Raw genomic sequence first — 14,594 nt, forward strand, 5'->3', positions numbered from 1 at the left:
GGCGAACTCCCGCCAGGTTTGTTGCCCGAGGTTAGCCAATGCCGCTGGAATGGCCGGTGAAATTCGGCGTGAATGCCCTGGTAGGACCATGTGAACGAGAGGGGCGGCGCTATCCGAAGATAGCGCCGCCCCTCTCGATCAGGTTCGGCTGTCCGGTCTTTGGAACCGGGCCTAGTTCTTCTTGCCCGGCGCCTTCATGCCCGACTTGAAGCCGAGGCCACCCGGCTTGGCGGCCGGCGGCGTGGCGGAGCCATTGCCCTCCGAGGTGCCGTTGCCCTCCGTGGTGCCGTTGCTCTCGGCGGCGGCCGGCTCGACCGGAGCCGCGGCGGGTTCGGCGGCCGGAGCCTCCGGAGCCGAATCGGCCGGGGCGGCAGGCGCTTCCGGAGCCGGAGCGGCAGCCGGGGCCGCAGCAGCCGGAGCCTTCGGGCCAGGCCGCTTCAGACCGGACTTCATGGCCAGACCCTTGGCCGCGATGGTCGGCTTGGCCTCGGCGGCAGGAGCCGGAGCGGCGGCAGCCTCGGCAGCCGGTGCGGCGGCTTCCGCCGGAGCCTCGGCCGGAGCGGCCTCGGCGGCGGGCTTGGCGCCCGGAGCCTTGGCGGCACCCTTCATGGCCAGACCGCCGGGCTTCGCGCCCGGAGCCTTGAGGCCGCCCTTCATGGCGAGTCCGCCCGGCTTGGCGGCCGGGGTCGCGGGAGCCTCGGCCTCGGCGGGAGCCGGAGCGGCGGAAGCGGTTTCGGTCTTCGCGCCCGGGGCTTTGGCGGCGCCCTTCATCTGCAGGCCCTTGCCGCCGGGAGCTTTGAGGCCGCCCTTCATGCCGAGTCCGCCCGGCTTGGCGGTCGGCGTCGCCGCCTCGGCGGTGGCTTCCGCGGGAGCCTCAGCGGCAGCGGGAGCCTCGGCCGGAGCCTTCGCGCCTGGTGCCTTGAGTCCGCCCTTCATGGCCAAGCCCTTGCCACCGGGTGCCTTCGCGCCGCCCTTCATGCCCAGACCGCCACCGGCCGGAGCAGCCTTCGGCGCGGCCTCGGCAGCCGGGGCTTCGGCGACGGTGGTTTCGGCCTTGACCGGCTCCGGGGCCGGGACCGGTTCGGGCTCTTCGACCTTCGGGGTCTGAACCACGCGCAGGTTTTCGGTGAGGGTGGCGGCGTCGACGCGGGTGATGGATTGGAGCATGAGCTGGGCGACGTCGACGACCTCGACGCCCTGGCCGACTTCGCCGCTGTCCTTGCGGGCGGTGACACCGTCGGTGAGCATGACGCGGCAGAACGGGCAGCCGGTCGCGATCATCGAGGGCTCGTTGCCGCCCTTCAATGTGTCGAGGGCTTCGTCGACGCGGTCGATGTTGATGCGTTTGCCGAGTTGTTCTTCCATCCACATGCGGGCGCCACCGGCGCCACAGCACATGGAGCGTTCACCGTGACGGGGCATCTCGACCAGGGTGGAGCCGGAGGCTTCCATCAGCTCACGGGGCGCGTTGTAGATCTTGTTGTGGCGGCCCAGGTAGCAGGGGTCGTGGTAGGTGACGTTCTGGGCGACCGGTGAGACCGGGACCAGGGCCTTGGCGCGGACGAGGCGGTTGAGCAGCTGGGTGTGGTGTACGACCTCGTAGCTGCCGCCGACTTGGGGGTATTCGTTGTTGAGGGCGTTGAAGCAGTGGGCGCAGGTGACGACGATCTTCTTCTTGGCCTGCTCGACACCGTCGAACACCGTGTTGAGTAGTTCGATGTTCTGCATGGCGAGCTGCTGGAACAGGAATTCGTTGCCCGCGCGGCGGGCGGAGTCACCGGTGCAGGTTTCTTCCTGGCCCAGGACCATGAACTTGGTGCCCGCGGTGGCCAGGAGTTCGGCGACGGCTTTGGTGGTCTTCTTGGCGCGGTCTTCGTAGGCGCCGGCGCAGCCGACCCAGAACAGGTATTCATACCCGTCGAAGGAGTCGGCGTCGCGGCCGTAGACGGGGACCTCGAAGTCGACTTCGGAGATCCAGTTCAGGCGGTCCTTGGCGTTCTGGCCCCAGGGGTTGCCCTTGTTCTCGAGGTTCTTGAACAGCCCGGCGAGTTCGGAGGGGAATTCCGATTCGATCAGGACCTGGTAGCGGCGCATGTCGATGATGTGGTCGACGTGTTCGATATCGACCGGGCACTGCTCGACACACGCGCCACAGGTGGTGCAGCTCCACAGGACCTCGGGGTCGATGACGCCGCCCACGTCCTCGCCGCCGACCAGCGGCCGCTCGGCCTCGGCGCGCGCGGCCTCGGAAATCTTCGCCAGCGCACGCTCATTCGGCTTGCCCTCGGCGTCCACCAGGCCGATCTCGTCGCCGCCCATGTCCTTGCGGCCACCGGCCAGCAGGTACGGGGCCTTGGCGTAGCCGTGGTCGCGCAGCGACATGATCAGCAGCTTGGGCGAGAGCGGCTTGCCCGTGTTCCAGGCCGGGCACTGCGACTGGCAGCGACCACATTCGGTGCAGGTGGTGACGTCGAGGATGTCCTTCCAGGAGAAGTCCTCGAACTTGCCGACGCCGAAGGTGTCGTTGTCCGGGTCCGCGGTCTCCATCTCGATCGGCTTGCCGTTCGACATCATCGGCTTGGCCGCGCCGAGTGCGACGGAGCCGTCGTCCTCACGCTTGAAGTAGATGTTCGGGAACGCCGCGAAGCGGTGCCAGGCCACACCCCAGGTGGTGTTGCGGCCGACCAGCAGCAGGAACAGCGCGCCGGAGCACAGCTTGATGAACGCGAAGACCGACACCATGGCGATCGACTCGGGCAGCAGCTTGGCCACCTGCTCGGTGAAGAAGTCGCTCCAGGTGTGGGATTCGTGGTACGTCGCGATCTTGCCGGCCTTCACCATGACCATGCCCAGGCCCTCGACCAGGACGATGGACTCGATGATGTAGGCGGGCGCGAACTTCGAACCGCTGAAGCGCGACAGCCGCGCGGGCACGCGCGGGTGGTTCAGCTGGCGGATCGCCATCAGCACCAGAATGCCGACGACCGTTCCGATGCCGAGGATTTCGTCCACCAGGTGGTAGATGCCCCAGGAACCGATGATCGGCCAATGGAATTCGGGGTCGAAGATCTGACCGTAGGCCTCGAACCACAGGATGAACCCGAGCAGGAAGCCGATCATGACGAGCCAGTGGGCCCAGCCGACCGTGCGGAATTTGTTCATGCGCGTGTGCGCGATGAATTCCACGAACATGGTCTTGAAGCGGGGGAAGAACGGCCGCCAGCGATCGGGCGCGGACTGCCCGACCATGACGGTGCGTGCGATGTTCCGCACACCTCCGATGAACGATGCCCAACAGAAGACTGTGAACACCGCCCCAATCGTGCCCAGCGTCACTGTCAGGGCATTCATGTCGCGACCTCTCTTACGGCTCTACGGGCCTCTCGCGAGACGGCCTGGTTCCGCCTCGAGTTGCACGTATCCTAATGGACGGTAAGTTACCCGCCGGTAACTTAACTGTCCAGGGTTTCCCACACGGTAAATCCCGGCAAAACGGCGCTGTAACCAAGGGCAGGCTTACTTTGAAACACCCTGTCCTGCAGAAAGAAACGAATCTCGCAAATCGTAAGTTGATCGACTAGGCTCACGCTGTCCGACAGCTGTGCGCGTCTTCACATGCTCGGGGAGGACTCGTCCTAGCGCGTGGCATGGCCCGAGGGAAGCCGGGCCTCGCGTGGCGAAGAGCGCACAGCGGATTACCTGATGACGGATTGGAAAACAACCGAATGAAGCTTCGCAGTACGACTGCGTGCGCTGCCCTGGTCATCGGCGCAATGACCACGGGGATGACCATCGCCCACGCCGACGACGCTCCCGCTCCCGCACAGCCTGCTGGCATCAACTACTCCAGCAAGCTTGTCGACGGCAAGACCATCGTCACCACGTTGAAGAACGGCACCTTCGAGCTCGCCCAGCAGGATGGCGCGAAGCCCGAGGACCCGAAGCAGACCGTGGTGAACGTCAAGGACGAGCAGGGCGCGACCCAGCTGTCCTTCCCGCTGAAGTACAGCGTCTCCGGCAAAGACATCGCCGTGAAGTCGGAAGTCAAGGACAACGGCAAGGTCCTCGAGGTCGTGCCCGAGAAGCCGGCCGACTTCCAGCCCGGCACCGAACCGGTTCAGGCTCAGGCCCAGCCGGTTGCCCAGCTCAAGGACATCGCCTCGGACTCCGAGAACCAGAAGGCCATGAACGACTTCTCCACGAAGTTCAGCCTGGCCCTGGGCATCGGCAGCTTCGTGGGCACGGCGCTCGGCGCGATCATCGGTTGCGCCGTGACCTTCGTCGCCGGTTGCGTGCCGGGCCTCGTCGCCGGCGCGGGGATCGGCGGCATCCTCGGCACCATCGCCGCCGGTGGTCCGACCCTTGCGGCCGCGGGCTTCGACTTGATCAACACGCTGCAGGCCCCGGCCGGCACCACCAAGTGGTCCGACGCCGCTCAGGCCCAGCAGCAGGCCGCTGCTCAGCAGCCGGTCAACCAGAACTGAAGACCTCGAGGGAGAAACCATGAACGTTCAGGCCCTGATCACCGCACTGCTCAAGATGATGTGCACGGCGTCCAGCGGTGGCGCCGGTTGTAGCGCCTGGGGCGCGTAGTCCCGAACTCGAATGGCCCATCTCCGGTACGGAGGTGGGCCATTCGGCTTTTGTGCCTCAGGGCAATTCGAGGCGGCCCTCGAGCGTCACCGTCTCGCGGGGGTGGCCGAAGCGGGCGAAGGTGCGCTCCACCATCGCGTAGCCGCCGTCCTCACGGACCAGAAGCACCGTGCTGCATCGAGTTCCGTGCACGGGATGATTGACGAAGCGCGCCGAGGCCGCGCGCTCGGTGAGGCGGTCCAGGCCGGTCGACGGCAGTTCGCCCGCCGCGGCGGGGGTGCGGTCTGCCAGGACGGCCAGATAGCCCTCCACGTCGCCGGGGTCGGCGGCGGCCACCGCGGCCAGGGTGCGCACGCCCTCGCGCGCCTTGGGCCAGGCCGGTTCGGCGGTGCCGGAGGTCACGCTGCCGTCGCGTTCGAGCGAGCCGACGAGCGCGTTGTTGGTCACGGCGTGGAAGCCGGGCGGTAGTTCGCGCGGGGTGCCGTCGCTCCGATTGCTGTGCCACCACAGCGTTTCCAGGTCCGAGACGATCAGGTTGAAGCCGTTGTAGTCGTCGGGGGCGGCCGCGATCCCGCGCACGGACTTCTCCGGGACCGAGTCGCCGCGCAGGAAGTCCATCAGCAGCGCGCCGCGGGAGCGGGCGTCGGGGCGGAAGTCGCCGGGGCGGCGCACATTGGTGATCGCCGCGAAACGGTGGTGATCGGGCAGCAATCCGAGCCAGGTGCCCGGTATCGGACCGGCCGCGCCCTGATCCCGGCCCGCCAGCATGCCGGGCACCTCGTCCCAGTGGCGCAGCGATTCGGTTGGGCGGGTGAAGAACTCATCTCGATTGGCGGCGACGATCAGCCGGTACTCCGGATGCGCCCGCCACCCGAGCAACACCAAACACATAGCTCTATTATCGGCCTCCGCTCCGCTACGGCGGGTTCGCGGCCCTGTTACCTCGTTCTTCCCTCCTCCGCTCCTCCGCTTCGCTCCCCCGCTCCGTCAGTCCAGAACGAGGCGGGCCGCGAACTTCCAGTGCTCCATACGCATTTATGGGAGGGCGTGGGTACCCCGGACAGCGAAAAGGCCGGTAGCTGTTGAGCTACCGGCCTTTTCGGGGGTGCCGAGATCACATGGTGCGAACGCTGAGCCCAGGGTTGTCCGAGAGCACCGTGCTCACCGGCTGCGCGAACAGCTGCGGGGTGTTGCCGGTGATGAGGCCGATCAGGTTCGGGATCTCGCAGATCGGGTAGTCGGCGACCGAGGAGGCGCTGGAGATGCCCAGGGCCAGGGTGCCGGTCACCAGCGGGCCGCCCGAATCACCGGGCAGGGCGCAGATATTGGCGGAGAAGGACTGGGTGAGCATGCGGTCGCCGACCTGGACGGTCTGATCGACGGCATTCACCACGCCGCAGCTGAAGCCGGTGCGGGCGCCGGACTTGCAGACCGGAGCGCCCACGACGGGGACGGCCACGCCGGTGACATTGACCGGGGCGGCGCCCGGGACCGCCACCATCGGGTTGGAGAAGGCGTCGCGGAACTGGTCGTTGATGCCGATGATCGAGTAGTCCTCGTTGCCCAGCACCGACTTCTGGAACACGCCGACCTGCGGTCCGCGGCTGTCGCCGACCAGCGAGTACACGGCTGGGGCGTTGGCGCCCGGGGTGGCGGCGATATTCGGGTTGCAGTGGCCCGCGGTGATATTCACGACATTGCCGTTGCCGTCGGTGCCGTTGAAGCCGAGCGAGCAGCGCAGCGACATGCGGCCGGCCACCGACGCGTAGGCGTCACCGGCGGCCATGGCGTGTCCCGCACTGGCGATGTCGCTCGCCTGCGGCACGTCCTGGCCCTCGCCGCCCACCGGCGGAGCGGTCATGACGATGACGCGGGCCGGGTCCACGAAGCCCGGCAGCGGCAGATCGGGCTTGTCCACCCGCACCGCGATGCTGTTGTTCAGGGTGTCGATGGCCACGCCCCGGATGGCCTTAGACACGGACTCGGGCTGGTCCTTGAGCCACTGCTGGAAGGCGTTCTTCTCGCCGCGCAGGGTGGTCTCGCTCTTGCTGACGTCCTTGGCCACGAAGCCGGCGTCCTGCACGGCCTTGCGGGCCTGGTCCACGCCGTCGCCGGGGGCCAGCGCCACGATGGCCTTGCCGTTCTCGTCCAGCCACGCGCCGCCGAAGATGTCCGGGAACTGGCGCTGGGCGGTGGTGGCGAAGGTGGCCACCTTCTGCGCGGTGTCCGCGCGCTGCAGGTAGTCCTGCGGCGAGATCTTGAGGTCGCGGGTGATGGCGGCCACCAGCTGGGCCGGCAGATCCGGGGTCGCGGGGGTCGCGGGCTCCGCGTGTGCGCTTGCTGCCAGGGGTCCGGCAACGAGCACAGTGGTGGCCGCGATCGCCGCAGTACGGACAAGGGACCGTGGGCGTCGGCCCGCGGCAGGCATGGAGAAGCGCATACGTGGCAGGAGCATGGCCCCGACTATATGGTGTCCGGCCCGTTATGCCTACTTATTGCGAGGTGACGTTTCGGTATTCACGGGGCAAACAGCGGGCTTGTCGGATTCAGGCGCATTGGGGCAGATGTCCGATTTACGCCGAAGGGATCCGCACTCGGCGAATCCCTTCGAGTCTCGGACTATCCCTCAGGCGTTCGAGCGCGTCCGCACCTGAATTCCGCTGCCGACACCACCACCGGAATTGGCGTCGATTTCGGAGAGAATCGCGCGCACCGGGATGCCCAGCGACGCGGTTCCACCGTACTGCGCCAACTGCGTATTGGCCTCGTTGCAGTTCGGCGCGTCGGCCGCGTTCGAACCACTGGTGATGCCCAGGGCCAGCGTGCCGGTCACGATCGCGCCGCCGCTGTCACCGCCCAGGGTGCAGGCGCTGGAGGCGAAGCCGCGCACCGTCTTGGACTGGCCCTCGGCGGTGAACAACTGCGTCTCGACCCGGTCGGCCACCACGAAACCGCAAGTGAAGGTGGAGGATTGACCGGACTTGCAGACCGGCGCACCGGTGATCGGGTCGGCCACACCGGTGATGGTCAGGGTGGTGCCGTTCGCGCCGCGCACGTTCGGCTGATCCATGCCCGCGCGCACCGCGTCGTCGTTCAGCTTGATGACCGAGTAGTCGAGCGCGCTGCTGCCGCCCAGATTGGAGGAGACGAAGCTGCCGGCCTTCGGGCTGGACACAAGGTTTTTCACATTCGGAATGTAGACATCGGCACTCGTGCCCTTCTCCACATTCGGATTGCAGTGCCCGGCACTGATGTTCAGCGCGTTTCCGGCCGAATCCACGCTGTTGAAACCGAACGAGCAGACATCCACGCTGCGCAGCGCGGAATCGCTGAGCGGAGTCGGCGCGGTGATGTAGGTGTCGCCGCCCATCGGCCGACGTTCGACCGGGCCGCCGGAATCGGGGGACAGCATCACCTTGATATTGGCGATCAGCGTCGGCAGATTCAGCAAATGGCCCGCGGGGGTGTTCGCGACGCTGAGCACCAGCTGGCTGTTGAGGAAGTCGATGGCGACCGAATTGACGGCGCTGGACAGATCATGCGGCAGGCTGGTGATCCACATGTTCAGCTGATCGGCCGAGGTCTCCAGCTTGTCGGCGCTGATCGGAGCCAGGTGGGTCTGGTAGCCGTCGGCGGCGGCGATCTTGGCGGCATCGAGCGAGGTGACGGCCATGACCGGCTTGCCGTCGGTACCCAGCCACGCGCCCGCGAAGTCGTCGGGGCGCTGGCTGCGGAAAGTCTTTGCGTAGTCGCGCAATTGCTGGGCCTGCGCGGCGCGGTCGAGGTATTCGGCGGGCGTCATCTTCAGATCACGCTGGATGGCGGTGACCAACTCCGGCGGAAGGTTCTCGGCGGCAAGCTGATCCGGGGATACCGGGTCCGCGGTGGCGGTGCTGAGCAAGGGAGTGAGGAGGACGGTCGAGGCGAAAGCGACGGTGGCTGCTCGAACCGTGGCGCGGCGCGCCATGAACTTGCGCATGGAGTCCCTTCGTAGTGCACCACCAGACCGGCGTTCCCGGACGAATATCCGGTTACCGTCCGGAAGGTCGGTCAGCGCACCACTTTAGGGCACAAACCACGGAAGGTCCCTACGAAATCAGTACGGATTCTGTCCCCACGGGTACGGCATCACCGGCGGCTGCGGCATTTCGAAGGTCGGCACCGGCGGGTACTGGTAGATCGGCGGATACGGACGTGTCGTGGTGGGCGGCGTGGTGCGGGTGGCGCTGCTCGGCGGCGGCGTCGAGGCATCCGTGGTGGTCGGCGCGGGTGTGGTGGTCGGCGTTTCGGAGGTCGTCGGCGCGTCCGCGACATCGGCGGGCGGCGCGGCCGCGGTCGGATGGTCCGATCCGGTGGGCGGCAGCAGCGACGGTTGCGCGCCCGCGCCCGCGGTGCTGCCGCTCGGATCGGAGCGCACCTCGCCGCGCGGCGGCCCGGGGGTGGAATTGTCCTGGCGCAACACCGCGGCCACCCCGATGCCACCGAGCAGCAAACCGACCATCGCCGCGATGGCGGCGATGATGTAGAGCCCGCGGTTCGCCCGCGGCGCGTGGGTCACGGGTACCTCGGGCGTGCCCCGGGTGACCGGCGGCTCGGCGGTGGTGACCGCCGGGACCGCCTCCGAATACGCCTGGGCGTGTTCGGAATTCCGCAGGGCCGGCAACACGTCGGTGACGTCGGCGGCGTTGACGGCGGACGCGGTGGCATCGGGCGGGGTGAGACCGGCCGGGGTCGACAGCACCGCCGCCAGCGCCGCGCGGGCGGCTTGATAGGCGAGGGTCTTGCCGGTATCCGCGTCCGCCGGGGGTAGGTCGCGCTCGGCGACCAGCACCACCGACTTGAGGCCCAGGTAATCCAGGGCCTCGCGCAGGGCGCGGATATTGGCCTCCGGCCAGCCGGTCGGGTGGGTGAGGTAGAACTCGGCCGGGCCGTTGAGGTGCTCGGCGGCCTGGCCGATGAGGCAGAAGACGGCGGTGGCCATCAGGTCCTCGGCGCGGTACGCCTCGCCGTCGTCCACCGCCAGCCCGGCGGGATCGCCGACCGCGCCGACGAAGCCCCGGATGGAGTGCGAATAGCCCTCGGGGGCTTCGCCGCCCAGCACGGCGTCACCGTCGTCCGACATGTGCAGTACGGACTCGCGCACGGTGTAGTGCACCGGGAGTGTGGCGTCGTCGCCGGTCACCACGGCAACGACGGATTCGTCGTCCGCGATCCGCAGGCCCACCCCAGTGGCCATTCTCGTTACCTCACTCCGTGCGTTCAGTGTCCTCTCGCGCCGGGTCAGACGAGGAGTGAACCGTGACCCATGGCTCGAAGCATTGACAATAACTCCGAACGCGAGCCCGCACCGATTCGACGTCTCATCCGAGCCACGTGATGTTCCACGGTCTTGGCCGAGATATAGAGCCGGGCCCCGATCTCCCGGTACGTCAAGCCGAGCAGCACCAGTTCGGCGACCTCGCGCTCGCGTTCGCTCAGCACCGTATCGGTGATCGGTTCCGGATGCGGCTGCGGGGCCGCGGGCGCCGGCGCCCGCACCGGCGCTTCCTGGGGACGCGCCTGCACGCGCAGGGTGCGGGCCAGCTTGAGCAGGGCCGTCGCGGTGGCCGAGTCACCGGCCGCCAGCGCGGCCTCGCTGGCCAGCCGGGCGGCGTCCCAGCGCAGGCCGAGGCCCGCCAGCCGGGCGACCGCGCCCTCGATCTGCTCCCGCACCACCTGACCGCGCAACACCAGCACCCAGGTGCGGCCCGCGTCGGCCAGCGCGGCGGCCTGCGGGTCGCCCGCCGCCGCGGCCGTCTTGAGCCGATGGGCGTGCGGCAGCAGGGCTTCCGGGCTCTCCTGGGCGATAGCGGCCTGAATCGCGTACCAGTGGAAGGCATTCGACCAGGCGGGCGGCTGACCGAGCCGGCGCAGCAGTTCGTCGGCGCCGGTCACCAGCGCGGTCATGCGGGCCTCGTCGCGCAGCCGGATACCGGCCAGCCACAGCTCGCCGATGGGCAGCAGCGCCAGCAGGTCCGCGCCGACCTCGTCGAACAGCGGCGCGGCCTGGTGCCACGCCAGCGCGAGGGCCGCGTGGTCGCCGTTGCGCCGGGCCAGCCCGACGAGCACGCCGTGCGCGAGCAGGCGGTCGCGCGGATCCAGTTGCGCGAGCGGGACTTCCGCCATGAGGGTGGCGGCCGAGTGCTCGTCCCCGCCCAGCATGGCCACCCACGCGCCCAGCACCAGGCGCTGGGGATCGCGGGCGGGACCGCGCAGGGCGTCGGCGGCGCGCCGCGGATCACCCATGCTCAGGCACAGCAGCACCGCGATCGACACCGCCGAGCACGGGAGGAAGCGGTCGCCGCCGTCGTCGGCGGGTGCCGGGCCGGAGTGCGCCGCGTGCATCAGGGCCGACGCCGCGGAGACGGCCGCGCCCCGGTGGGCCTGCGCCGGCGACGCGAAGCGCTGGGAGGCCAGCGTGGTCGGCGCGATGGCCCGCATCTCGCCGGTGAATCCCGTTGGCGCGGACACGGCTCCGAAGGCGGGCGGGGTAGCGGACCCGGGCCGGGCCGCCGCACTTTGCGACTGATCGGCCGGGTCCCCGGTCGTCCGGTGGCCGGGATCCGCCCCGCGGCTCTGGATTCCGGCCGGAAGCACGCCGGACTGGCGGGGAGGCACGAGGGTCGGAGGTTTGATGCGTTCCCGGCGATCGTGGTCGGCACCGCTGGAGCCCGCCGAATGCGTCGAGGATCGGTTCGCGGCCGTGAAAGACGTTGGCGGCGGCACGTATCCGATATCGCCGGGTGCGCGCCGCGCGCCGCCGTGGCCGGATCCGGGCGAGTCGGTGGGACCGCCCGTGAGGCCGGGGGATCCGATCGAGTCGAACAGGGCGTTGGCGATCAGCGCGGCGCGCGAAGTGGCCTCGGTGGGCGGCCACTGGGCGGCGTTCACCGAAAGGATCTGTGCGCCTTGGGCGTCGCCGGACAAATACAGCGCGGTCGCGGCGACCGCCCAGTCCGGGCCGACCCGGGTGGGGCCGAGCCAGGTGTAGAGCTGCGCGGCGCGATCGGCGAGACCCCGGCGGGTCCACACGCCCGCGCAGATGCGGACCGCGGCGGCCAGGTCGGCCAGCGGAATGGCCGGATCGGCCAGGGTCGGCTCGGCCAGGCGCAGCGCGGTGTCGCCGTCCCCGGCCCGGGCCGCGGCGTCGGCCCAGCGGACCGCGAGCGCGTCGGGATCGGCTCCGGCGGCGGCCGCGGCGGCGTAGTGCCGGACCGCCTCGTCGCCCGCCTTCTCCGCGGCGGCGCAGAGGAATTCGGCGAGCCGCTCGTCACGGACACCGGACTCGGCGAGCAGCAGCGCGGTGTGAGCGCGCAGTAGACCGGCGTCCAGGCGGGCGTGCAGCAGGCGGCGCGCGACCGTCAGGAAGCGGCGGTCGCCGACCAGGGTGCGCAGCGGCGGGACGGCCGGGGCGAGCAGCAGATCGGCATCGGTGACGAGGGCGCTGCCGCGGGCCCGGTCCACCAGATCCTGTGCGGCCGCGGGGGTCAGGTCGAGGACCTCGGTGAGTTCACCGGTGTCCAGGCCCGCGCCGATGGCCGCCACCACGAGCGCGTCCAGCAGGTCCGGATCGGCGTCGTCGAGACGGGCCCGCGCCCAGGCGGTCACCGCCTGGTCCACCGCGCTCACGCCCGCGTCCAGGCGGGTCGCGCAGGCGGCGGTCAGGGCCGCCACCACGCCGCCGTGGATGCCGGCGGTCTGGCGGTGGATGTGCTGGGCCAGCCCGCGCGGCACCATCATGCCCAGTTCCCGTGCGAACGGGGCGATCTCGGTCGCGCCCAGGGCGCGCAGATCGATCACCCGGCCGCGTCGCGCCACCAGATCGGTGAGGCCGCGCAGGCGCGGGTCGTGCGGTCGCGGACGCAGGCCGATCACGACCGGGAACTCCCCGGCTTCGGCCGCGGCGCACAGTAGGTCGAACTCGGCCGCGCCCAGGGTGTGGGCGTCGTCCACGATCAGGGCGATCCGGGCGCGTCCCGGATGGCCGTCCGGGCGCGCCGCGCCGGATGGACGCAGCGCCTGCGCCGGACTGTCGGTGAGCGGAACGCCGCGGGCGCGCAGCCGGGCCCGGATGGCTCCCAGCAGCGTGGACTTACCGGTGCCGGAGCGGCCTCGGATGAGATACAGCGCCGCGGTGGAATCGTCGGAATCCAGTTCCCGGAATATCTCTCGCGCGCCCGGGAGCGAATCGAGCGCGACTGGGGTCATGCCTGTCACGAAGAACCAACTCTCAGCCGCCGGTGTGCGGAACTACTTGCGGCACCGCCGGGAGGGCGTTGCCGAGTCCGTCGACGGTGTTGTTCAGGGCTCCGGGGAGCGAGGGGGCCGCGGGCGCCTGGGGGACCTGCGGCTGGGTCGGCTGGGGCAGTTGCACCTGGGTCGGCGGCTGCGGGTCGGGGGTGGACTGCTGAGTCGACGGTGACTGCTGAGCCGGATTCTGTTGCGGGGCAGGGGTATCGGCCTGGGCGCCCGGGTCCGTGGCCGCGGGGGCGGCGGCATCGGTGGTCGCCGGCGCGCCCGCGCCCGGTTGTTGCACGGGCTTGGTGGCGGCGATCGGACTGCCCGGCACGGGCGAGGGCCGGCCGGGGGCGGCGGCGCTGGTGGTCGGGGCGGGAGCGTCCAGTGCCACCGCCGAGGCCGAAGGAGACTGCGGCCCCGCGGGACTCGCGGGGGAGGACGGCGTCCCGGTGCCCATGGCCAGGGTTCCGGTGGCGACCGCGGCCACCGCGAGCGCGGCCGCGCCGAAGACGGCCAGCCGCTTCCAGTGGCGGAAACCGGCGGTCGGCTCCTCGGCCGGGAGGTCCGGCAGGAGCGGAACCCGCTGGGACTCGGTGGATTTCGTGGCGGCCGCGGTGTCGTGGGCCGCCGTGGGACCGGCTAGGGAGTCGGCGCGGACGCGTTGTGGAAGCCCGGCCGCGGTCCGCGGAGGGGTGGCGGCGGCCTGGGCGTATCCGGTCCGGCCGCCGGCGATGGCCGGGTGTGCCTCGGTCTCGGTGATATCGGCCAGCAGGTCCGCGGCCAGCAGTGCCGCGCCGTGCGCGCTCAGCTGAGCGGGATCGGCGGCGGCCGCGACCGGAATGCCGAACTCGGTGGACAGCAACTCGGTTACCAGCGGGATGCTCGCACCGCCGCCGGTGAGCAGGAAGCCGTCCAGATCGGCGATGGAAACACCGGCGCGGCGCAGGGCCTCACGAACCAGATCGGTGGATGTGAGCAGTGGGCCGCGCAGCAGTTCTTCGATATCGTCGCGAACAAGTCGTACGTCCATATTCCCCAGGGCGGGCAAACGCACGGGGACCACGGTGGCGGTATTTGTGGAGAGGGATTCCTTCGCAATTTTGCAGCGAAGGCGGAGTGCCGCTAATTCTTGTTCCACCAACGGGTCGAACGGATCGAAATCCTTTTCGCCTACCGCATGGGCGAGCACGTAACGCATTGTCAGCAGATCGAATTCCGAACCGGCCACCGCAGTGGTACGTACCGGTTCGCCGAGCAGGCCCGACATGGCCCCCGTGCGTGCGATCGAAACGGTCAGACCGGTCGCTCCCAGGTCGTATACCGCCATCGCGCCGTCGTGGCTGGACTCGTGTACCTCCTGCAGCCAGCGCATGGCCGCCGCGGGCTCCGGAACCAGAGCCACCGCGTCCAGCCCGGCCGCGGTCAGCGCGGTCCGCTGCACCTCCACCGTGTGCTGCGACCACCACGCCGGATAGCAGGCCACGACCGCGTCGGCCGGACCCGCCTCGTCCATCGCGCGACCGACGGCCGTGGCCACCAGATCCGCTGCGCGAACAGCGGATCCGTCACGAGTGCGAATATCCACGGGATCCCCGACCCGGGACAGGAAACTATCCGGAACTTCCGGCTCCGCGCCCAACATGCTGGGCCGGCTCTGTGCTCTGTGCTGTCCCCCCGAAGTAGTCACGGCAACGGTATTCGACGACCCGACAGTGATGCCGAGC

General features: G+C 69.7%; 8 protein-coding genes. 1 reads left to right on the top strand and 7 read right to left on the bottom strand.

Annotation, left to right across the window (positions count from 1 at the left end; all coding sequences use genetic code 11):
- Positions 1-171: 171 nt before the first annotated feature.
- Entirely contained in the window at positions 172-3,351 is a 3,180-nt protein-coding gene (locus tag GPX89_RS23185) for a (Fe-S)-binding protein (RefSeq protein ID WP_157389656.1), read from the bottom strand.
- Between the two features lie 374 nt (positions 3,352-3,725).
- Here GPX89_RS23185 and GPX89_RS23190 point away from each other — a divergent pair, with 374 nt between their 5' ends.
- Positions 3,726-4,484: a hypothetical protein gene (locus GPX89_RS23190; RefSeq protein ID WP_157389657.1), complete on the top strand. Its 759-nt coding sequence runs from the start codon at positions 3,726-3,728 to the stop codon at positions 4,482-4,484.
- 166 nt (positions 4,485-4,650) lie between these two features.
- On the opposite strand, the gene GPX89_RS23195 is transcribed toward GPX89_RS23190, so the two are convergent.
- The 6 genes from GPX89_RS23195 to GPX89_RS23220 form a co-directional block, all read right to left on the bottom strand.
- A complete protein-coding gene (locus tag GPX89_RS23195) occupies positions 4,651-5,484 on the bottom strand; it encodes an NRDE family protein (RefSeq protein WP_157389658.1) in 834 nt (277 codons plus the stop codon).
- Positions 5,485-5,707: 223 nt separating this feature from the next.
- The gene (locus GPX89_RS23200) at positions 5,708-7,048 is read right to left on the bottom strand and encodes a S1 family peptidase (RefSeq protein ID WP_235947773.1); all 1,341 of its coding nucleotides are present in this window, start codon (positions 7,046-7,048) and stop codon (positions 5,708-5,710) included.
- A gap of 171 nt (positions 7,049-7,219) precedes the next feature.
- Positions 7,220-8,572 carry a S1 family peptidase gene (locus GPX89_RS23205; RefSeq protein WP_157389659.1) on the bottom strand — a complete coding sequence of 451 codons (1,353 nt, stop codon included), beginning with the start codon at positions 8,570-8,572 and terminating at the stop codon, positions 7,220-7,222.
- A gap of 117 nt (positions 8,573-8,689) precedes the next feature.
- Entirely contained in the window at positions 8,690-9,829 is a 1,140-nt protein-coding gene (locus GPX89_RS23210; RefSeq protein WP_157389660.1) for an Hsp70 family protein, read from the bottom strand.
- Between the two features lie 44 nt (positions 9,830-9,873).
- Positions 9,874-12,840: a LuxR C-terminal-related transcriptional regulator gene (locus GPX89_RS23215; protein ID WP_157389661.1), complete on the bottom strand. Its 2,967-nt coding sequence runs from the start codon at positions 12,838-12,840 to the stop codon at positions 9,874-9,876.
- Positions 12,841-12,862: 22 nt separating this feature from the next.
- Positions 12,863-14,455: an Hsp70 family protein gene (locus GPX89_RS23220; protein ID WP_198347547.1), complete on the bottom strand. Its 1,593-nt coding sequence runs from the start codon at positions 14,453-14,455 to the stop codon at positions 12,863-12,865.
- Positions 14,456-14,594 lie beyond the last annotated feature (139 nt).

This window comes from Nocardia terrae, from assembly GCF_009760405.1.
GTDB classification, from domain to species: Bacteria; Actinomycetota; Actinomycetes; order Mycobacteriales; family Mycobacteriaceae; genus Nocardia; species Nocardia terrae.